The organism is Mycolicibacterium vinylchloridicum (assembly GCF_013404075.1).
Lineage (GTDB): Bacteria > Actinomycetota > Actinomycetes > Mycobacteriales > Mycobacteriaceae > Mycobacterium > Mycobacterium vinylchloridicum.
In genome coordinates this window covers 95,298-117,535 of record NZ_JACBJQ010000016.1, presented here as the reverse complement: position 1 = coordinate 117,535, position 22,238 = coordinate 95,298, and the positions used below count along the sequence as shown (strand labels likewise).

13 protein-coding genes are annotated in these 22,238 nt (G+C 67.2%); 8 read left to right on the top strand and 5 right to left on the bottom strand.

Going from position 1 to position 22,238, the window contains the following annotated elements; translation table 11 throughout:
• The first annotated feature begins 33 nt into the window (after positions 1–33).
• The 7 genes from pks13 to HPC46_RS15605 all read left to right on the top strand — a co-directional run bounded on the left by pks13 (position 34) and on the right by HPC46_RS15605 (position 12,223).
• A complete protein-coding gene (pks13, locus tag HPC46_RS15635; protein ID WP_179471379.1) occupies positions 34–5,376 on the top strand; it encodes a polyketide synthase Pks13 in 5,343 nt (1,780 codons plus the stop codon).
• Positions 5,373–6,947 (top strand): acyl-CoA carboxylase subunit beta, encoded by a 1,575-nt coding sequence (locus HPC46_RS15630; RefSeq protein WP_179471377.1) that lies wholly within the window; start codon positions 5,373–5,375, stop codon positions 6,945–6,947. The genes pks13 and HPC46_RS15630 overlap by 4 nt, the downstream gene beginning before the upstream one ends.
• Positions 6,948–7,082: 135 nt before the next feature.
• Complete coding sequence (locus tag HPC46_RS15625) at positions 7,083–9,314, top strand: molybdopterin-dependent oxidoreductase (protein WP_267909886.1); 2,232 nt, start codon at positions 7,083–7,085, stop codon at positions 9,312–9,314.
• Complete coding sequence (locus tag HPC46_RS15620; protein ID WP_179471373.1) at positions 9,311–10,078, top strand: SCO6745 family protein; 768 nt, start codon at positions 9,311–9,313, stop codon at positions 10,076–10,078. The genes HPC46_RS15625 and HPC46_RS15620 overlap by 4 nt, the downstream gene beginning before the upstream one ends.
• Before the next feature lie 14 nt (positions 10,079–10,092).
• Positions 10,093–10,485: a hypothetical protein gene (locus HPC46_RS15615; RefSeq protein ID WP_005141938.1), complete on the top strand. Its 393-nt coding sequence runs from the start codon at positions 10,093–10,095 to the stop codon at positions 10,483–10,485.
• Positions 10,482–10,919, top strand: coding sequence for an RDD family protein (locus HPC46_RS15610; protein ID WP_179471371.1), 438 nt, complete (start codon positions 10,482–10,484; stop codon positions 10,917–10,919). The genes HPC46_RS15615 and HPC46_RS15610 overlap by 4 nt, the downstream gene beginning before the upstream one ends.
• Before the next feature lie 29 nt (positions 10,920–10,948).
• Entirely contained in the window at positions 10,949–12,223 is a 1,275-nt protein-coding gene (locus tag HPC46_RS15605; protein ID WP_179471369.1) for a serine/threonine-protein kinase, read from the top strand.
• A gap of 58 nt (positions 12,224–12,281) precedes the next feature.
• On the opposite strand, the gene HPC46_RS15600 is transcribed toward HPC46_RS15605, so the two are convergent.
• Positions 12,282–12,620, bottom strand: a complete 339-nt coding sequence (locus HPC46_RS15600) for a hypothetical protein (protein WP_179471367.1) — start codon at positions 12,618–12,620, stop codon at positions 12,282–12,284.
• Positions 12,621–12,958: 338 nt separating this feature from the next.
• Between HPC46_RS15600 and HPC46_RS15595 the strand changes: the two genes are divergently transcribed.
• Positions 12,959–13,105 (top strand): hypothetical protein, encoded by a 147-nt coding sequence (locus HPC46_RS15595; protein ID WP_179471365.1) that lies wholly within the window; start codon positions 12,959–12,961, stop codon positions 13,103–13,105.
• Here the strand turns inward: HPC46_RS15595 and HPC46_RS15590 are convergent.
• From HPC46_RS15590 to HPC46_RS15575, 4 genes are all read right to left on the bottom strand, one after another.
• Entirely contained in the window at positions 13,102–14,601 is a 1,500-nt protein-coding gene (locus tag HPC46_RS15590) for an APC family permease (RefSeq protein WP_179471363.1), read from the bottom strand. The genes HPC46_RS15595 and HPC46_RS15590 overlap by 4 nt on opposite strands.
• A 56-nt stretch (positions 14,602–14,657) precedes the next feature.
• On the bottom strand, positions 14,658–15,683 hold the full coding sequence (locus HPC46_RS15585) for a hypothetical protein (RefSeq protein WP_179471361.1): 1,026 nt from the start codon (positions 15,681–15,683) through the stop codon (positions 14,658–14,660).
• Between the two features lie 63 nt (positions 15,684–15,746).
• Positions 15,747–18,920, bottom strand: a complete 3,174-nt coding sequence (locus HPC46_RS15580) for an arabinosyltransferase domain-containing protein (protein WP_179471359.1) — start codon at positions 18,918–18,920, stop codon at positions 15,747–15,749.
• Positions 18,917–22,183: an arabinosyltransferase domain-containing protein gene (locus HPC46_RS15575; protein WP_179471357.1), complete on the bottom strand. Its 3,267-nt coding sequence runs from the start codon at positions 22,181–22,183 to the stop codon at positions 18,917–18,919. Before HPC46_RS15575 ends, HPC46_RS15580 begins: the two co-directional genes overlap by 4 nt.
• Between the last annotated feature and the right edge of the window lie 55 nt (positions 22,184–22,238).

Genomic DNA, 22,238 nt, shown 5'->3' with positions numbered 1-22,238 from the left:
GGGTGGCCGCCCCTTCGCACGATGTGAGGCCTCATGTCTGAATCAGAAACGCCCGAACCGCCCGACACCCCAGACGTTCCCCCTCGCACCGACATGACGGTGCAGGAGATGCGCGAATGGCTGCGCAACTGGGTGGCCAACGCGACCGGGCAGGGTCCCGACGCCATCGACGAGTCCACACCGATGGTCGAGCTGGGCCTGTCCTCTCGAGACGCGGTCGCGATGGCCAGCGATATCGAGGACCTGACCGGCGTCACGCTCACTGCGACGGTAGCCTTCCGCCACCCCACCATCGAGTCGCTGGCCACGGTGATCATCGAGGGTGAACCGGAGGTCGAATTCGACGGCGACAGCGAAGACTGGTCGCGCGCCGAGGGCGTCGAAGACATTGCGATCGTAGGTGTTTCGACCCGGTTCCCGGGTGACATGAACACCCCCGACGAGATGTGGGCGGCCCTGTTGGAGGGCCGCAGCGGCATCTCGGATCTGCCGGAGGGCCGCTGGTCGGAGTTCCTCGCCGAACCGCGGATCGCCGAGCGGGTCGCCAAGGCCGCGACCCGCGGCGGCTACCTGTCCGACATCAAGGGCTTCGACGCCGAGTTCTTCGCGCTGTCGAAGATGGAAGCCGACAACATGGATCCGCAGCAGCGGATGGCGCTGGAGCTCACCTGGGAGGCGTTGGAGAACGCCCGCATCCCGGCGTCGAGCCTGCGCGGCGCCGATGTCGCGGTGTACATCGGCGCGTCGAACAACGACTACCAGTTCCTGGCGGTGGCCGATCCGACGACCGCGCACCCCTACGCGATCACCGGCACGACGAGCTCGATCATCGCCAACCGGGTGTCCTACTTCTACGACTTCCGGGGTCCGTCGGTCGCCGTCGACACCGCCTGCTCGAGCTCGTTGGTCGCCGCGCATCACGGTGTGCAGGCACTGCGCTCGGGAGAGGCGGACGTCGCCGTCGTCGGCGGCGTCAACGCGATGATCACCCCGCTGGTCACGATCGGTTTCGACGAGGTCGGCGGTGTGCTCGCGCCGGATGGCCTGATCAAGTCGTTTTCGTCTGACGCCAACGGATATTCGCGCTCCGAGGGCGGCGGCATGCTGGTGCTCAAGCGCCTGAGTGACGCCCGCCGCGACGGCGACGAGATCCTCGCTGTCATCGCCGGTAGCGCGATCAACCACGACGGGCGCTCGAACGGCATGCTCGCGCCGAACCCCGATGCGCAGGAAGACGTGCTGCGCAAGGCTTACAAGAACGCCGGAATCAATCCGCGCACAGTCGATTACATCGAGGCGCACGGCACCGGCACCATCCTCGGCGACCCGATCGAGGCCGACGCGCTCGGCCGGGTGATCGGCCGGGGCCGTGCCGCCGACCGGCCTGCGCTGCTGGGCGCGGTGAAATCCAATGTGGGACACCTGGAGTCGGCCGCCGGCGCAGCCAGTCTGGCGAAGGTGGCTTTGTCGCTGAGCCGTGACAAGGTTCCGCCGTCGATCAACTACGCCGGGCCCAACCCCTACATCGACTTCGACGACATTCACCTGCGGGTGGCCGCCAAGGTCACCGACTGGCCCCGCTACAGCGGCCATGCGATCGCCGGGGTGTCCGGGTTCGGCTTCGGCGGCGCGAACGCCCACCTGGTGTTGCGCGAGGTGCTGCCCTCGGATCTGGCACCGCCGGTGACGGACTCCGAGCCGGTCGGGGAGAAGGCCGCGTCCGACCCCAACGCCGGCTATGTCGGCGGGGTTCGGATGGATGAGTACGGCGAATTCGTCGATGAGCCGCTTGCGCGAAGAGCATCGGACAGCGACGACGACGGTGACGACGAGTACGCGGCGTCGGCCAACGCGTTCGCCGAGGACGCCGAGCCGGACCTGCCCGGCCTGACCGACGAGGCGCTGGAACTGATCGAGGCTGCCCGCGTTGAGTGGGAGTCGGCCGAGAAGCCTGTTCCCGTTGTGCCGCTGGCAGTTTCGGGGTTCCTCACCTCACGTAAGCGGACCACTGCCGCCGAACTGGCCGACTGGGTGGACAGCCCGGAAGGCCGGGCGACCTCGCTGGAGGCGATCGGACGCTCGCTGTCGCGGCGCAACCACGGCCGCTCGCGCGCCATCGTGCTGGCCCACGACCACGACGAGGCGGTCAAGGGTCTGCGCGCGATCGCCGACGGCAAGCAGAGCCCGCTGGTGTACAGCGCGGACGGGCCGGTGACCAACGGACCGGTGTGGGTGCTGGCCGGATTCGGTGCGCAGCACCGCAAGATGGGCAAGAGCCTGTACCTGCGCGATCCGGTGTTCGCCGAATGGATCAACAAGGTAGACGCGCACATCCAGGACGAGCGCGGCTACTCGGTTGTCGAGCTGATCCTCGACGATGCGATCGACTACACCAACGAGACCTGCGAATACCCCATCGAAGTGGTCCAGACGGTGATCTTCGCCCTCCAGATCGCACTCGGTGAACTGCTCAAGCACCACGGCGCGAAACCCGCCGCCGTGGTTGGCCAGTCACTCGGAGAGGCGGCTGCCGCGTACTTCGCCGGGGGTCTGTCGCTGGCCGACGCCACCCGCGCCATCTGCTCCCGCGCGCACCTCATGGGTGAGGGCGAGGCGATGCTGTTCGGTGAGTACATCCGTCTGATGGCGCTGGTGGAGTACTCCGCCGAAGAGATCAAGACCGTGTTCTCCGACTTCCCGGGTCTCGAGGTGTGCGTGTACGCCGCCCCGACCCAGACCGTCATCGGCGGTCCGCCCGAGCAGGTCGACGCGATCATCGCCCGCGCCGAATCCGAGGGCAAGTTCGCCCGTAAGTTGCAGACCAAGGGCGCCAGCCACACCCAGCAGATGGACCCGCTGCTGGGCGAGCTCGCCGCCGAGTTGCAGGGCATCGAGCCGCACCCGCTGCACACCGGTTACTTCTCGACGGTGCACGAGGGCAGCTACATCCGCCCTGGCGGCGAGCCGATCCACGATGTCGAGTACTGGAAGAAGGGACTGCGCCACAGCGTCTACTTCACCCACGGCATCCGCAATGCAGTCGACAACGGCTACACCACCTTCCTGGAACTGGCGCCGAATCCGGTGGCGCTCATGCAGGTTGGGCTCACCACGGCCTCGGCTGGCCTGCACGACGGGCAGCTGATCGCCACGTTGGCCCGCAAGCAGGACGAGGTGGAGTCCATGGTCGCGGCCATGGCCCAGCTCTACGTCTATGGCCACGATCTCGATCTGCGCACCCTCTTCGAGCCCGGCGACTTCGCTCACATCCCGCCGACCCGGTTCAAGCGCAAGCCGCACTGGCTGGACGCGCAGTTCACCGGTGACAGCTCGGTGATGATGCCGGGTAACCACGTGGCCACCCCTGACGGCCGTCACGTCTGGGAGTACTCGCCCAAGGGCCAGACCGACCTGGCCGCACTGGTGAAATCCGCTGCGGTGCAGGTTCTTCCCGACGCGAAGCTGACGGCATCCGAACAGCGCGCGGTCGTCGGCGACGGTGCCCGGCTGGTGACGACGCTGACCCGTCATCCCGGCGGTGCCTCCGTGCAGGTGCATGCGCGGATCGACGAGTCGTTCACGCTGGTCTACGACGCCGTCGTCACCCGCGGCGGTGCGGCGTCGGCGCTGCCGTCCGCAGTGGCGACGGGTGTCGCCGTAAGCGCACCTGCGGTGGCGGCCGTGGAAGAGGCCGACGACGCAGATATCTTGTCCGACAACCTGACTGCGGGTGCCGGCCTTGCTGCCGGGTTTGCCAAGTGGTCACCCGACACCGGTGAAACCGTGCATGACCGGCTCGCGGCGATCGTCGGCGGGGCGATGGGCTATGAGCCCGAGGATCTGCCGTGGGAGGTGCCGCTGATCGAGTTGGGCCTGGATTCGCTGATGGCGGTTCGCATCAAGAACCGCGTCGAGTACGACTTCGACCTGCCGCCGATCCAGCTGACCGCGGTGCGCGACGCCAATCTGTACGCCGTCGAAAAGCTGATCCAGTACGCGATCGAGCATCGCGACGAGGTCGAGGAGCTTGCCGAGACGCAGAAGGGCAAGACGGCCGAAGAGATTGCCGCCGAACAAGCTGAACTGATGGGCGGGGCCAGCACGGTCGCCGAACTCGAGGCGAAGCTCGCCGAAGCGGGCCACCCGATCGCGACCGAATCCGAGCCGACGATCCCACCGCCGCCAACAGATCCCGCGGGACCTGGGCCCAAGGCGAGCGAAGCGACGAAGTCCACGGCGGCAGCCGCGGCAGCCAAGGTGCTGACCCAGGAGGCCGTCGCCGAGGCACTCGGTGCCGACGTGCCGCCGCGTGACGCCGCCGAACGCGTGACGTTCGCGACGTGGGCGATCGTCACCGGCAAGTCGCCGGGCGGGATCTTCAACGAGCTGCCCGCGCTCGACGACGCGGCGGCCACGAAGATGGCCGACCGGCTGTCGGAGCGTGCCGAAGGTGTCATCAGCGTCGATGAGGTCAAGTCCGCCAAGACGATCGAGCAGTTGTCCACCATCGTTCGCGCCCAACTCGAAGAGGGCGTGGTCGACGGGTTCGTGCGCATTCTGCGTGCTCCGCAAGAGGGCAGCACGAAGACCCCGGTCTTCGTCTTCCATCCGGCCGGCGGATCGACGGTGGTCTACGAGCCGCTGATGAAGCGCCTGCCCGCCGACACCCCGATCTACGGGCTGGAGCGGGTCGAGGGATCGATCGAGGAGCGCGCTGCCGAATACGTGCCGAAGCTGATGGAAATCCATGGCACGGGCCCCTACATCCTCACCGGCTGGTCGCTGGGCGGGGCGCTGGCGTACGCCTGTGCGGTCGGGCTCAAGCGCAACGGCTGCGATGTCCGTTTCGTCGGGCTGATCGACACCGTGCGTGCCGGCGAGGAGGTGCCGCAGACCAAGGAGGAGATCCGTGCCCGCTGGGATCGCTACGCCTTGTTCGCCTCGCGCACGTTCAACGTCGAGATCCCCGAGATCCCTTACGAGCAGCTCGAAGAGCTCGACGACGAAGGCCAGGTCAAGTTCGTCCTGGACGCGGTCAAGGAGGCCGGAGTCGACATCCCGGGCGGCATCATCGAGCACCAGCGCACGTCGTATCTGGACAACCGGGCGCTGGACACCGCGAACATCGAGCCCTATGACGGACACGTCGTGCTGTACATGGCCGAGCGCTACCACGATGACGCGATCATGTTCGAGCCGCGCTACGCCGTTCGCCAACCCGACGGCGGCTGGGGACAATTCGTCGCCGACCTGGAGGTTGTGCCGATCGGCGGTGAGCACATCCAAGCGATCGACGAACCGTACATCGCCAAGGTTGGCGCCCACATGAGCGAGGCGATCAACCGTATCGACGCCGAGGAGAAGCAAGACCAGTGACCACTGAGAGTGCTCCCACCCACGCCCCGGTCACGACGGCCGAGAAGCTCGCCGAGCTCCGCGAAAAGCTGGAGCTGGCCAAGGAACCGGGCGGTGCGGCGGTCGCGGCGAAGCGCGACAAACGCGGTATCCCGAGTCCTCGGGCGCGCATCAACGCCTTGCTGGATCCGGGCAGCTTCCTGGAGATCGGCGCACTGGCCCGCACGCCGGGCGACCCGAACGCCCTGTTCGGCGACGGTGTGGTCACCGGGCACGGCACGATCAACGGCCGTCCCGTCGGTGTGTTCAGCCATGACTACACCGTCTTCGGCGGGTCGGTGGGAGAGATGTTCGGCCGCAAGGTTTCCCGGCTGATGGAGTGGGTGGCCATGGTCGGCTGCCCGATCATCGGTATCAACGACTCCGGCGGCGCCCGCATCCAGGACCTGGCCACCTCGCTGGCCTGGTACGCCGAGCTGGGCCGCAGGCACGAGCTGCTGAGCGGCCTGGTGCCGCAGGTCTCGATCATCCTGGGCAAGTGCGCAGGTGGTGCGGTGTACTCGCCGATTCAGACCGATCTCATCGTGGCTGTGCGCGACCAGGGCTACATGTTCGTCACCGGCCCGGACGTCATCAAGGACGTCACCGGTGAAGAGGTCACCCTCGACGAGCTGGGCGGCGCCGACGCGCAGGCCAAGTACGGCAATGTCCACCAGGTCGTCGAGTCCGAGCAGGCCGCGTTCGCCTACGTGCGGGACTACCTGGAGTTCCTGCCCGCCAACACCTTTGACGATCCGCCGATCATCAACCCCGGTCTCGAGCCCGAGATCACCCCGCACGACCTGGAACTCGACAGCATCGTCCCTGATGCCGACAACGTCGCCTACGACATGCACGAGATCCTGCTCCGCATCTTCGACGACGGCGATTTCCTCGACGTCGCCGCCCAGGCGGGCCAGGCCATCATCACCGGCTTCGCCCGTGTCGACGGCCACCCGGTCGGTGTGATCGCCAATCAGCCGATGCACATGTCGGGCGCCATCGACAACGAGGCATCCGACAAGGCCGCCCGGTTCGTCCGGTTCTGCGACTCGTTCAACACGCCGCTGGTCTTCGTCGTCGACACCCCGGGCTTCCTGCCCGGCGTGGAGCAGGAGAAGAACGGCATCATCAAGCGCGGCGGCCGGTTCCTCTATTCCGTCGTCGAGGCCGATGTGCCGAAGGTGACCATCACGATCCGCAAGTCCTACGGCGGCGCGTACGCGGTGATGGGCTCCAAGCAGCTGACCTCTGACTTCAACTTCTTGTGGCCGACCGCCCGGATCGCCGTCATCGGCGCCGAAGGTGCCGCGCAGTTGATCGTGAAGCGGTTCCCCGATCCCACCGCGCCGGAGGTGCAGGAGATCCGTCGGCAGTTCATCGAGGGCTACAACCGCGACATGGCGACCCCGTACGTGGCCGCCGAGCGCGGCTACGTCGATGCGGTCATCGAACCTCACGAGACCCGGTTGAAGCTGCGCAGCGCCATGCGGATTCTGCGGGACAAGCAGATCAGCCGGGTGCAGCGCAAGCATGGCTTGATCCCGATCTAGGCCGCCGGCGGGTTATCCCCAGGGTTTACTCACACCTGTGTAATTCAGCTCGCGGTCGCACTTTTGTCAAAGTTGACGAAACGTGGGCCGCTGACACCTTCGCCGAATTACCGTGGGGCGGTGACACCCATCGAGCTGGCCGCCACCGGCCAAGACGGCCGCCACGTCTACACCTGTCCACTGTGTGAGGCCATGTGCGGCTTGGAGATTCAGGTCTCCGATGGCCGTGTTGCCGGCATCCGGGGAAACCCCGACGACGTCTGGAGCCGTGGGCACCTGTGCCCGAAGGGCACATCGCTGGGTGCGATCCACTCCGATCCCGACCGGGTGCGGGTGCCGATGATCAAGGTCGACGGGCAGTGGCAGGAGGTCAGCTGGGACGCCGCGTTCCGGCGCTGCACCGAACTGCTGGCGCCGGTGATCGCCGAGCACGGCATCAGTGCGGTCACCTGCTACACCGGCAACCCGTTGGCCCACTCGTTCTCACTGGGCCGCTACACCGGCGTGCTGCTGGGCATGTCGGGTATCCCGGTCAGCTACTCGCCCGGCACCGTCGATCAGTGGCCCAAGAACCTCTCCTCGCACCTGATGTACGGCAACTGGTGGGGCTTCCCGGTACCCGACATCGAGCGCACCGACCTGCTCGTGGTGATGGGCGCCAACCCGGCGGCCTCGCAAGGCTCGCTGTTGGCGGCCCCGGACGTGATGGGCATCATCGGGCGCATCGACAAGGTGATCGTCATCGACCCGGTGCGCACCGCCACCGCCGCCAAGGCCGACGAGTGGCTGCCGATCACTCCGGGCACCGACGCCGCCCTGCTGCTGGCGGTCGTACACACGCTGTTCGACGAGGACCTGGTTCGGCTGGGCCGACTGGCCGAGCACATCGATGGTGTCGAGACGCTGCGGGAAGTTGCGCGGGACTGGCCACCCGAGCGGGTCGCGCCGGTCACCGGTATCGGCGCCGACCGCATCAAACAACTTGCCCGTCAACTCGCGAACACTGATAGAGCCGTGGTCTACGGCCGAATCGGGTTGTGCAATCAGGAGTTCGGCAGCCTGGCCAGCTGGCTGGTCGACGTCGTCAACATCCTCACCGGCCACTTCGACAACGAGGGCGGCGCGATGTTCCCCCGCCCGGCGGCGTGGACGGTCACCGCCCAGCCGCAACCCGGGCTGGAGGGCGGGTTGCCCGAGTTCGGCCGCTGGCAGACCCGGGTGCGCGGCGCCAAGGAGGTGCTCGGCCAGGTGCCGGTGTCGTGCCTGGCCGAGGAGATCGAGACCCCGGGGGAAGGGCAGATCCGAGCCTTGATCACGGTGGCGGGCAATCCGGTGCTGTCCACCCCGCAGGGACACCGCCTCGACGAGCTGCTGCCAGGGCTCGACGCGATGATCTCAGTTGACTTGTGGCTCAACGAAACAACGCGGCACGCCGACGTGATCCTGCCCGGGCTCTCGCCGCTGGAGCAGCCGCACCACGACGATCTGATCCTGATGTTCGCGATCAGGAGCATCGCCAACTACTCGAAACCGGTGTTCAGCCCGCCGGATCCGGATCGGCCCGAGGAATGGGAGATCCTGGTCCGGCTCACGGGGTTGTGCGCGGGGATGCCCGCCGAGGATGTCGATGTCGCCGCCATCGACGACGGCTTCTTCGACTACTTGTGTTTCACCCAGGGCTTGGACGGCGCGACCGTTAGAGGCCATTACACCAGTGGCGGCCCGGAACGAATCCTGGATCTGACGTTGCGCACCGGGCCATTCGGCGATCGGTACGGCGAGAACCCCGGCGGGCTGAGTCTCGCGAAACTCAAAGAGCAGCCCAACGGCATTGACTTCGGGCCGATGGTCGCCCAGGTGCCGGAGATCCTGAACACCACCGACAAGAAGATCCGGCTGGCGCCCGAGTACCTGCTCGACGACCTGCCGCGGCTGGCCCGCCGGCTGGACCGTGAGCCCGACGAGCTGGTGCTGGTCAGCCGGCGTCACCTGAGGTCGAATAATTCGTGGCTGCACAACGTTTCGGCGCTGATGAAGGGCCGCGACCGGTGCACGCTGCTCATGCATCCGCAGGACGCGGCCAGCCGCGGGGTGGCAGATGGCGACACCGTCACCGTGCGGTCCTCGGCCGGCCACATCGAAGTGCCGGTGGAGATGACCGAGGCGATCAAACCCGGGGTGGTGTCGATGCCGCACGGCTGGGGGCATGGCAAGCCCGGCACCCGGATGTCGGTGGCCAACAGCTCGCCCGGCGTCAACACCAATATCCTCTCGCCGCCGACATTCCTCGACGAGCCCTCGGGCAACGGTGCATTGAACGGCATTCCGGTGATCGTCGCCCCGGTGTTTCGTACACTCCGCGCATGAGCGATATCGACGTCGAATCGATCCGCGCCGCCGGAGCGGCCATCGGCGAGGCCATCAGCGTGTTCATGCTGAACCCGGACACCTTCGAGAAAAGCCTGGCGGCCGGCTACCCGGACCCGTTCGCCGCGTATTTCGCGGGCCGCGGCGGGGTGCTCGGAGACGTCACCGGTACCACCCTGAATGCGGTGTTCGCCGTCTTCGAACCGAACCTGGCCCGGTCGTGCTGGGAGAACGGCACCGCCGTGCACGGTGCATCGGAGAGCTGCCGGCTCTACTGGGAACAGATCGCGAACTTCGGGCGCAAGTACCTGACCGGTGCCGAGGGGCTGGACCGTCTTGCCGCGCTGGGCGAGAAGGTCATCGCCGCGGCACCCGAGCCCGGCCTGCCGCTCTACGCGGGCTGGCGGGCTATGCCGCTGGCCGACGACGGCCCGGCGCGGGCACTTCAAGTGATGATGGTGCTGCGCGAACTACGCGCGGCCGTGCACTTCAACGCCCTCACGATTTCGGGACTCAGTCCCGTCGAGGCGCACATCCTCAATCACGGAACGGATTACGCCGCGTTCATGGGGTGGCAGCCACCGTTCGACGACGCAGCGGGCAAAGCGGGTCTGTACGACGACGTCGAAGCCGTCACCAACCGGCGGATGGCGCAGATCTTCGAATCGGCGCTGACGCCCGCCGAGGCCGACGAACTGGCCCGCCTGAGTGTGGCGGCCCTGGATTCGTTGAAGGCGAGCGCGCCGCCGCCCGTCGGCAGCTGACTACGATTCCATCCGTGTTCTGGGAACGCCTTCCGCTGATCGGCGGGCCGCTGCGCGCCACCCGGGAGGAGGCCACCCGGATCGGCATCGCGGCAATCACCCGGGTCGCCGAACTCGTCGTCGAGCAGATCGATCTGACGGCATTGATTCGCGAACAGCTCGACATCGACGCGATCGTGACCGACGTCGACATCGAGGCCATCATCGCGCGCATCGACCTGATCGGGCTGGCCGACCAGATCATCGACGGGGTCGACTTGCCCGCGATCATCCGCGAGTCCACCGAGGGGGTCACCGCCGAGGTGATGACTGACGTTCGCACCCAGACCGCACGCGCCGACGACATGGTCTCCGGGTTCGTCGACCGGATGTTGGGGCGGGAGCCGGGAACCCGGGAATCCCCGTGACCCACGCGGGCATCGTGTCGAGGGGCTTGGCCGCACTCGTCGACATGCTGGTCGTGGTCGTCACGATGGGGGCGATCTATCTGGGCCTGGTGCTGACCACCCTGATCGTCAATCCGGCGGCGTTTCGCTTCCCCGCGCCGAACCTGATCTTCTCGACCACTGTGACGCTGGCCGTTTCGGTGCTGTATCTGACCGGATGCTGGACCGTTTCCGGACGGACGGTGGGCACCGTTCTGCTGGGGGTGCGGGTGGTGGACAAGCGGGGGAAATCGCTGCGGATTCCGATCGCGGCGCTGCGGGCCGTGGCCTGTGTGTTGTTCCCCGTCGGGCTGCTGTGGGTAGCGGTCGACCCGCAGCGACGGTCGGTACAGGACATTCTGCTGGGCAGCCGGGTGATTTACGACGGTCCAGGCGCGAACGTTCCGGTTCGGTGATCGTCACACTTGCCGCTTAAGATGCCCCAATGCCGTTAGCTGACGGCCAGGTTGTTGCTGGTTACACCATCCTGCGGACACTGGGGGCCGGAGGTATGGGTGAGGTTTACCTCGCCCAGCATCCCCGGCTGCCCCGCTATGACGCGCTCAAGGTGTTGGGATCGTCGGTTAGCTCTGACGAGGAGTACCGGCAGCGGTTCATCCTCGAGGCCGACATGGTGGCCACGCTGTCGAACCCGCACATCGTGACGATCTACGACCGCGGTGAGTTCGAGGACAAACTGTGGATCGCGATGGAGTACGTCGACGGCACCGACGCCTCCCGCCTGCTCGCCGAGCGCTATCCCTACGGAATGCCGCCCGACGAGGTCGTGCGCATCATCACCGGGATCGCCGAGGCGCTCGATTACGCGCACAGCCACGGACTGCTGCACCGCGACGTCAAGCCGGCGAACATCCTGCTGGGTGTGCCCGGCAGCGGCGATCGGCGAGTCATGCTGGCCGACTTCGGCATCGCCCGCTGGATGGGCCAGGCGAGTCAGCTCACCGGCACGAACATGACGGTCGGCACGGTCGCCTATTCCGCGCCGGAGCAGCTCAAGGGTGAGGACATCGACGGACACGCCGATCAGTACGCGCTGGCCGCCACCGCCTATCACCTGCTGACCGGTATGCCGCCGTTCACACACACCAATCCGGCGATCGTGATCAGCCAGTGCCTGAGTTCCGAGCCTCCCGCGATCGGCGCCAAGCGACCCGAATTAGCTTGTCTGAGCCCTGTTTTCGCCAAAGCGCTGGCCAAGGATCCGGGCCAGCGCTACAAGCACTGCACCGACTTCGCGCGGGCATTGCGCCAGGGCCTCGGCACCGCCGAACGGGACTTCCACGCGACCGACGTGACGAGCTCGGCTCTCGCGTCTGGGTCTCCGAAGGCGCAGGGACGGGCCCGGCATGCCAAACCGGAAGCGCCGGCGTCGCGCCGTCGGCTGAAGATCCCGGCGATCCTCGGTGCCGTCGTGATCGTCGCGGGCGCGGCGGCGGGGCTATCGCTGCTGTTCGGCCACCGCGGCGTGAACACCACCGCGACCACGCAGCCGCCGCGGACGTCATCGCCGCCGCCTGCCGTCTCGGGTCGGATGGACCTGCCCGTCGTGGTCATCGGTGCGAACTGCGCGGTGCTGGGCGCGGCGGCGGTCAGCGAGAAGGGTGCGCCGGCGTATTGCGCGCACGCCACCGCAGGGGCCGAAACCACCGTGTGGTCGCTGCAGCCGGAGAAGCTGGTGGTCGAGTCCGGATCGGGCTAGACAACGAACACGCCCGTACCGCGGTGCTGCGATACGGGCGTGCCTTCGCCAATCCGGCTTACAGCGGGATCCACTGGCCCAGGAACCAGAAGCCCCAGCCGGCACCGTTGCCTGCCGGCATCGGCTGCACCCACTGACCGTTGTAGCTGAACGGCTGGTGGTCCTGGCGCCCCTGGTTCATGCCACGCTGTTGCCAATCGCCGGGTCCGTTGTTCGGTCCGTTGTTCGGCCCATTATTGGGTCCGTTGTTCGGTCCCTGTTGGCACGCTTGCGGATTCGGACCTCCGCAAGGCTGGCCGGGATCAGCGCTCGCCGTGCCGACTCCCAGCCCCAGCAGCCCGGCGGCGCCGATACCCACCGCCGCGGTCGAGGTGACCACCATGCGTTTCAGGTTCATCGTCATCTCCGTTTCGTTGCTTGGTTCTTCTTCCGGTAGCGACGTTATGGAGCCTGGCTTTGTGTGGGCTGTGCGGCGTGTGGGCGCGGCCTGAGGAAGTCATAACGGATCGTAAACGATTGTATCTCAACCGATTTACTCGACTTCCAGTGGTTGTGGAGTCTATTGACAGCGGACTCCACGCGCCGCTGCCGTTGTGGTGCAGCGGCTTTCCGCGCGTCAATAACCGACCATCATGGATGTGAACACGCGCACTAGCATGCGGCTCCAAAGCCGCGACGGGTCCGACGACCGTCACGGTCACCTCGACGCCGACCACTACCACGAGCACCGCCGGGGTGGCCCATCATCAGCAGCCGCAGACCGTCGTGCAGACCCAGGATCCCCAGACCGTCACCAATACCGAAACGTCAACGCAGACCGTCACCGTCGCGCCGAATCACCAGTTCGGGCCCAATGGTTTCGGCAATCGCAACGGTAACTAGGTCCGTTCCTTCGGCAGGGTCTCACCGCGGAAGAAGGCCGGGGCCTTCAGGTTCCACGCGATCATCAGCACGACGCCGAATGCCAGACTCAGCACGCCGACGACGAACGCGGTGCCGATACCCAGGATGGAGCCGCCCGAGCCAGTACTCGGGTCCGCCATCAAATATGCCTCGACGATGCCTACCGGGATGAGGATCAGCGCACCGATGCCGGGCAGGATCACCTGCCCCATCGCCGTGCGCCACGACCGAAAAGCGGTGCGCCAGAAGTACACCACCGACGAGATCGCCACCACGGAGTAGTAGGTCATGATCGCGATCCCCACGCTGTAGACCGAGTCCGACACGACGCTGTCGCTGATCACATCGAGTACGCAATAGATCACCAGGCTGGTCAGGCCGATCACCCAGGTGGCGTACTTGGGCGTCGAACTCACCTCGCTGACCGACGCGAACCGATTCGGCAACGCCTTGTACGTCGCCATCGACAACAATCCGCGGGCGGTCGGCATGACGGTGGACATCGTCGCCGAGAACGCGGACAAACCGACCACCAGCGCCGCGATCATCGCACCGCGTTCGCCGATGGACTGGGTGGCCAGGGTGGTGAAGACGTCGTCGACATTGCCCTCGTGCGTCAGGCTCGTCGGACTCTCCGGATCAATGCCCGCGAATGCCAGTGCCGCCACGCTGAAGATCACGTAGGTGGCAACGGTGATCAGGATTGCCGTGACGCCGCTGCGGCCGGCATCTGCCGACGTGCCAGAGGTCTCCTCGGACATGGCCAGGGAGGCGTCGAACCCCCAGAAGATGAAGATGGCCACCAGGAATCCGCCGAGCAGGCTGCTGAAATCGTGGATTGCGAAGGGGTTGAACCATTCCCACGAGAACGACGCGGCATCCGGGCTCTGCTGGCCGCGGAACACCGCGACTCCCATGATGATCGCGAACAGGAGCAGCCCCCCGTACTGGAGGATCGTGAGGATCAGCGTGGTGCGGGACGACTCCTCGGCGCCGCGGGCGACCAGCCATGTCGTCAACAGGATGAAGATTCCTGCCACCACGATGTCGAACCACACCGGCGACTCGTCCATCCCGAGCCAGACGGCGGTGGCGTTGGTCAGGATGCCCGCGGCGCCGACGCCGGCCAGGATGGACGACAGCATCAGCGCAAAGCCGCCCATCCAGCCGATGTGCGGCGCAATCGCCTTGGATCCCCAGGTGAACACGGTGCCGGCGTCCGGTGCGGCGTCGGTGAGGTGCTTGTAGGCCAGCGCGACGAAGTACATCGGGATGACCGCGATGATGAAGACGATCGGCAGCTGATAGCCCGATTCCTCCGCGCCGTGCCCGAGCGCACCAGTCAACGAGTACGCAGGTGCGGTGGCGGCCAATCCGATCGCCACCGCACCGACGAGGGAAACCGATCCCTTTTTGAGCCCCTTGGATCGCAGGCCGTGCATCAAAGGGTCGACGATCGCTGCGTCTTCAGCCATGTGCGGGATTGTGTCACCGCAAACGTCGATTGGGCGCCGGTACGGCAAAAGCTGGGTCAGTGCCGTCCGGCTCGCTTGGCCGCCGCATCACGGTCGCGACCGCTACCGGCCTTGGCGGCCTCCGAACGCTGTTGCGGCGCTGCGGCTTTGCGCACCGTGGTGGTTGGCTTCGTTGCATTGCGGTTGGAGCGCGAGTCGGGCTGAGTCGAGCGGCGTGGAGCAGCGGCCAGTCGTTCGGCGGCAGACGGTCGGACCGGTATGGGCGGCCTCACATCGGGGAAGGCGTTGGATACCCACTTCTTGACCACGGACAATGCCCCCACGACTGCGCCGACTGGTGCACCCACAATTGCGCCGGCGATGGCGGCGACCGGGACGAGCGGCGCGAGCGCCAGTCCCACGACCGGAATCGCCATCAGGCCGGAGGCAACGAACCCGCCGCCCAGGAACCCGGCAAAAGCAAAGCCGCCGGCTCCGGCTATCACCTGACCGAGCGCCCCGACCACCTCGCGGCCAACCGTTTCGGGGATGCTTTTGAGAGCATCACCGATGTTGTCCTGTTGGGTCGACGACGCGGCGGGGCGTTGGGAAGTCTGGGGGTTCAGCGCCCCCGCGGCAGGCGCCGGCTGCGACCGAATGCCGGACGCCCAACTCGAGATGGCCGAAATCGCACCGAAAACCACGCCGATCGGTATTCCCACGATTCCGGCGGTGATGGCGATGGCTTGGACGATCGGGGTGCCCAGCACCGGAATCCGACCGAACACCTGAAGTGCCAAAGCGCCGCCACCGAAGAATCCGACAAGAAATCCAGAGCCGGCGCCGGCGATCACACGGCCGATCGTGGCCTGGAAGACCGTGGAGATGATCTCGTCGGGAGATGCCGCGGCCGCAACGCGTGCAACCGGCGCAAGCACTTCGGGTTGGGCAACCAGCGTGACAGCCTGGGTGGAGACTCGGGAGCTCGTCAGCTGCGCGGGCGGGTGCGGGGGCGCCAACGAGGGCGTGGCCAGCACGATAGCGCCCGCAGCGACAACCGCCACTATGCGGGTCAACGGCCCGTAGTGAGAGTCGTGTTCCATCGTCCCAACGTGGGGCCAATCGGCGGTTGTTGCGTCAGTAGCGGACTACTGCACTTGACCCGACTACGGCTTGATTCGGATGCGCCCCGGTTTCCACAAACCGCTGCGGGTGGCCGTACCCAGGTCGATCTGCGCCGGCTGGGCGTCGACGACCGTCTCGAACTGGCGCAGCGAGCCCCAGTCGCGACCCCAGTCGTGCGACAGGTAGGTCGCCATCACGTGGGCGCGCAGCAACAGGTCCGAGATGCCGAGCAGACCGCCGTTGCGGCCGTCCTCCCAGGTGTCGGTGTCCTGCTTCTTGGCCGTGTAATCCGGCGTGATCCGGAACTTGGGCACTTCGGTGACACCGTTGGCGTGCAGCATGGGCTGCTGGCACGGGAAGGCCAGGCCCACCGCCCAGTCCATCAGCACCGGCTGGGTGGAGCCGACGAACTCCTGCACCGAGCGCAGTTCGGGCACCCGCGGCGGGGTTACCGCGAGCCAGTCGCCGGGGGTCAGCGACCGGTCCTGCGCGACGATCCGGACGGTGGTGGCGTCGGTGGGGATCTCGGAGCGGGCGAACCGCAGGTTGCGCCACGACGGCGCCGGGCCGAGATCGTAGGGGCTCACCCGGCCGGCGGGCACCGGGGCGCCGTCGGGTCCGGGCTTGCCGTACTCCAGTTCCACGGTCTGGCCGTCGGTGAACCCGTTGAGGACGCTGCGGCCGGCGATGGTGCCCGCGGCGGTGACGACGACGAGCGGGTGGCCGCTGTCGTCGGGCGGCAGCTGGTACCACGCCGAGTTCAGGGTGGCCTGCTGCTGCGGGCCGGCGACATAGCTGCCGGCCATGGGGACCTGCGCCGGATCAAGGCCGTAGGGCAGCGGCACCGTCGACCCGTTGATGCCCGGGGTGGTGAGCTTGATCGGCTGATCCCAGTCGTAATCGGTACCCGGTTGTGGATTCGTCATCCGAATGGCTTCGGCGACAATGTGTTCCGGTACGCCGCTCGGGGTGAAGCCGACAGGGTTGGTTCCGCCCAGCGGCCCCAGCGGCCCGTAATCACCGGGTAGTGGGGTCAGGAACCCGGCATTGGTGTCGGGCTCCACCAGTACGTCGTCGGCCAGCCCGCAGCCACCGGAGAACGAGCGCAGATTGGCCCACGCGTTGGAGTAGGTCGGGTATTGGCGGACCACGCCCGCGATCATCGAGCCGACGAACACCAGCACCATGAACCCGGCCGCCAGCGGGATCGGCGCGGTGGTGATCGCCCGCGCCAGGCGGCCCTCGCCACGGTCGCGGGCGTTGAAGTGCAGCCAGACCGTGTAGATCGCCGAGACCGCGAACAGCGCGAAGAAGATTGTGCTGACGGTGATTCCGCCGATCTTCGGCATCGCGTTGTTGAACGGCACACCGTAGCTCGACACATACCACCAGCCGTTGGTGGTAGCGAAGCACAGGGCGAGCAGGAAGAACACCGCGGTGACGACGGTCATCCGGTTGCGCGACCATCTCAGCACCGCCGGCGAGGCGAGCACGGTGGCCAGCGCCGCCATGGCCGCGCCGACCGCGGCGAAGAGGCCGAAGTGGTGCACCCACTTGGTGGGCGTGAACATCAGGAAGAACACCGTCGCGAAGATGACACCCATCAGCCGCCACGCCGGACCGCGAGCCACCCCGGGAACACGCTTGCGGCGCAGCATGATGAACATCGAGACGAACAGCGACAGCGCGGTGATCAGGAACCCGAAGCGCCGTGACAGCGAGCCGTCAACGGTCGGCAGGATCAGGTAGTAGTAGCGCAGGTTCTCGGTGTACCAGGCCTGGCTGGGCCCGATGTCGGTGCGAATCCTGGTCGCTTCCAACACCGTTGCCAGGGTCTGGTCGGCGAAGACGACGGTCAGGATGATGGTGCCCGCGGCCAGTAGCGGCAGCACCAGCGGCCAGGTGCCGACAATGGCGCGCCGGCGCACCAGGATTCGCAGGATCGGCCGACCGCCGGCGATCAGTGCGGCGACCGCGATCAGGCCGGTCGGCTGGATGCCGAGGGTGAAGGCGGCGCTGACGATGGCCAGCGCGGCCGGGGTCAGCCGGCCCGAGATGACGGCGCGCTCGATGAGCACGTAAGTGATCAGCGCGCCGGTGGCGATCTGTCCTTCGGGGCGCAGGCCGTTGTTGAACGGCATCCACGCCGCCATCAGCACCAACCCGGCCGCCCACAGCGCGGGCCTGCTGGCGATCACGGCCGGGCCCAGTCGGGGCAGTACCTCGCGGGACAGCAGCAACCAGCAGACCAGCGCGCAGATCAAGTCGGGCAACCGCATCCAGATGCTGGCGTCGCTGACGTGGGTCATCAGCGCGAGCACGTTGTAGAACCAGCCGAACGGGTCTTCGGGACTGCCGAACCAGCGGAAGTAGTTCGACATGTAGCCGGCGTGGTCGGCGACCCGGGCCATCTGCAGGATGTAGCCGTCGTCGGAGGAGTTGGCCCCGATCACGTGCCACACCACGAAGCCGGCCACTACCGTCACGTCGACGGCGGTGAACGTCCGCCAGCGCTGCGGGATCCACTTGTGCATGTGGCGCCCGTCGAGGCGGTCCAGCCGCCACAGCGCCACCAGAGCGATCACGGTGGATGTCATCGCCAGCAGCATCGCCGCAAGCTTTAAAACCGTTGGGGCGGTAGAGAACCGGGTGTCGATCGTCGCCGACAAGCTCAGGCCGGGTGGCGCCGGACCGGTCAGGTCGGTGAACACCCCGACGATCGCGGGCCGCAGGTTGGGATCGGCGAACCCGCTGCGCATCTCCTTGCCGGTGGTCGGATCGGTCAATCCGACGAAGGTGGCGAAGGTGCCATCGGTGGAGGAGGTGATCTCGATGCGCGAGCAGCCGGCGAGCTTGTTCCGCGGGACGCTGGCGACGACGACGTTGCGGTCGGTGATGTCGACGCGCTGGGCGGTGACGTTGACGAACAGCGAATTCAGCGCCGCCTCTTTGCCTTTCTGCGGCGCCAGCCCCAGCACCATGCCGCCCGACGGCGGCATGGACCGGATCACGTCGCAGGGCACTGTCGCTGTCAGTGACACCGGCGCCTGGGAGATCAGCGGCGCTGTCACGTTGCTCAGTTGACCGGCCTGCGGCCAGTTCAGCGTCGCGGTGGTCTGCTCCACCGGCAGCAGCGGGGTCAGCACCGAAAGTACGAAGCCCACCAGGCCGGCGATCGTGGCCACCCAACGGGTGATGTTGACGTCCCGGGTCATGGCAACGCCCTGATGGGTCCGCTACGGCTCCAACCGAATACCGTCTTGGTGCCCTGATCGATCAATGCGTCGGGCGCCTGGGCCGGCGGGACCAGACGGATATAGCGCTCGATCGCGCCCCAGTCGCGGTACCAGTCGTCGCGCAGATAGGTCGGGACGGTTGAGGTGGTCAGCAGGCCCTGGATGAACAGGAAAGGTCCACCGGCGCGGGCGGAAAACCACATATTGCTCGACACCACCACCTGCTTGAGGTTGGGCAGGATCCGGTACTCCGGGAGCTCGGCGACGCCGAGGTGTTCGGAGAACGGCCGCTGGCACGGGAAGTTGGCCGCCGTGGCGATGTCCATCATCACCGGAGTTTTGGAGCCCAGGAATTGCTGGGCGGTCTCCAGTACCGGCACCCGCGGCGGGGTGAAGCCGAACCATTGGTCGGTGCTCAGGTTCGGGTCGTCGGCGACGATGCGCGCGACATTGGCCTCCGGCGGCGCCCACGCCATCGGGAATCGCAGGTTACGCCAAGCCTTTTGGGCGATCACATCGATGGGCTGCACCGAGTTCAGCGCCTGGAAGCTGCCGTCGGGACGTTGCACACCCCACTGAAGTTTCAGCGACTGCCCGTAGTTGAACTGGCCCTCCTCGTCGTAGAACCAGATGGCGCCCGCGGCAGCGACGGTCACCAGGGGGCGGTCCGGGGTGCGCGGCGGCAGCTGGTACCAGGCCGAAGTCGCTTTGGCCGCAACGGTGTTCTCGTTGTAGCTGCCCATCACCGGTGTGGTCTTGGGATCCAGTCCGAACGGCAGGAACACCCGCGAGCCGTTGACGCCGACCGGCCCGTAGCCGCCACCGGTGCCTGCCGCGAACGCGATCCCGGCGTTGGGTTTGTTCGGGGAGCCGTCGGAGTTGACGGTGCCGGGGTTGGCCACGAACGGTTCGGCCGGCTCGAGGGTGTCGCTGATCCCGTTGGGGGTGAAGCCGATCGGGTTGTCGCCACCGAGGGGACCGTACTGGCCCCACTTCTGGCCCGGAACCGGTTGCAACATACCGGCATTGGGGTCCGGCTCGACCAGGACCGCATCGGCCATCGCACAGCTCGCCGGGGACAGGCCCGACTTCAGCGCGGACAGGTTGGCTGCCGCGGTGGTGTAGACCGGGTAGCGCTGCGCGAAGGCCTTGGTCATCGAACCGATCTCGAGCAGCACCATGATCAGTGCGACCACCAGCAGTGGGGTCGACGCCAGCGCCCGGTTGCGGCCGGTGTTCTTCACCTCGGTGTGACCGCTGTAGTCCATCCGGAAATGCAGCCAGCCGGCCAGCAGGCCGGTGACGATGGCCAGCCCGAGGAACATCGTCGTCACGGGCTGGTGGGCGATGACGGGCTGGCGGTCGAACCACGGCACCCCGTAGCTGCCGACGTAGAACCAGCCGTTGGTACCCGAGGTCGCCCACGCCAGCACGAAGAGCAGCGCGGTGACGTAGAGGGCCAGGTTGCGTCGATTGTGCAGGCCGACCCGCGCGAAGGTGAATGCGGTGACGGCGCCGAGTGCCCCGGCCAGTCCGGCGAACGCGCCGAACTGGACGGCCCACTTGGTCGGGGTGAAGGTGAGCAGCAGCAGGCCGATCGCGGTGGTGCCGATCAGGCGCCACACCGGTCCTCCCGCGACACCGGGCACGTGGCCGCGGCGCAGCAGGACGGCCAGCATGCCGAACAGGCACAGCATCATCACCAGGACGGCGAAGCGACGGGTCAGCGAGCTCTCCACGTTGTCTTCGACCGTGAGGAAGTAGTACCGCAGGAAGTCCTGGTACCAGGCGATCGTCGGCCCGACGACGTACTTGATGCGGGCGGATTCGGCGACCGCGGCCAGTGTCTGATCGCGGAAGACGATGACGAAGACGACCGACAACGAGGCGGCCAGCGCGGCCAGCGGTGCCGGCAGTCCGTCGGAGGTGCGGCGGGCCTTGATCACCCGGGCGATCGCGCGGGAGCCGACCAGCAGCGGGGCGATCGCGATCAGACCCTGCGGGGCGAGCGTCACGCTGAACATCGCGACGACGATCGCGATGGCGGCCGGGACGAGACGGCGGGAGGCGATCGCGTTCTCGACCAGGATCCACGCCGCCAGTACGCCGAACGCGATCAGTGGTTCGGGCCGCAACCCGTTGTTGAACGGCAGCCAGGCGGCCAGGAACACCGCACCGGCGGTCCACACCGTGACCTTGTTGAGGGACAGGCGTCGACCGAGTCGCGGCAGCACCCAGCGGCTCAGGATCAGCCAGGTGCCGATGCCGGCGGCGGTGGCCGGCAGCCGCATCCACACCCCGGCGGTGCTGATCGCGGCCAGATGGGCGAGCACCGACTGGTACCAGTCGAACGGTGCCTCGGTGGCCCCGAAGTAGCGGAAGTAGTTGGCGTTGTAGCCGGCGGATTCGGACACCCGCGCGATCGTGAGGTTGTAGCCGTCGTCAGAGGAGATGGCGCCGATCACGTGCCAGAGCAGCAGGCCGCCGATCACCCCGATATCGACCAGCCAGGTGGATGCTCCGACCCGGAAAAAACGCCGCCAGGCTCCGGGCACGCGGCGGCCCGAGCGCCGGTCCAGCACCCCCAGCGCGATGATCGAGGCCAGTACACAGACCACGCCCAGCGCCATCACCGCGATCTTGAGCGCGCCTGGGCTGGTGATGAACCGGGTGTCGATGTCGATACGCGCGGACAGGCCTGCGGCGGGGACCTTCATATCGGTGAAGATCCCGTCGACTGCGGGCTTCTTCTCAGGAGCCAGCGTGCCGGCGGCGCCGGGGATGCCGACGAAATCGGCGCCGACTCCACCGGGCCCAGCCCAGATGTGCAGGTCGCTGCATGCGCCCGCGGCCACTGCCGGGCGGGGGGCGACCGCAGCCACGGTGTCGCGGAATGCGACGACGACGGTGGCGGCGTTGGCCCGCACGAACAGCCCGTTGCGGCTTGCGTCGATGCCGGCCGGGGGGATTGTCGAGAACACCAGGCCACCCTCGGCGGGCATCGTCGCGATGGCCCGGCACGGAATCGTGACGTCGAGTGACTGCGGCGCGCCGGAGACCAGCGGTGCGGTGATGTCGCTCACCATGCCGTCCGGTCCGGGTGCCTGCGGCCAGGCGATCGTGGCCGTGGTCTGGGTGACCGGCAGCAATGGCGTGATACCGCACAGCAGAACACCGAGGATTCCTGCGACAACGGCGACGAGCCGGGCGATCCGGGGGGCGTCGGCTCTGTCGGCTGGCACGAGGCTCGATGGTAGGCGACGAAGTTGTGTCAGTTCCGAAGGCCTGCGGGGGCTC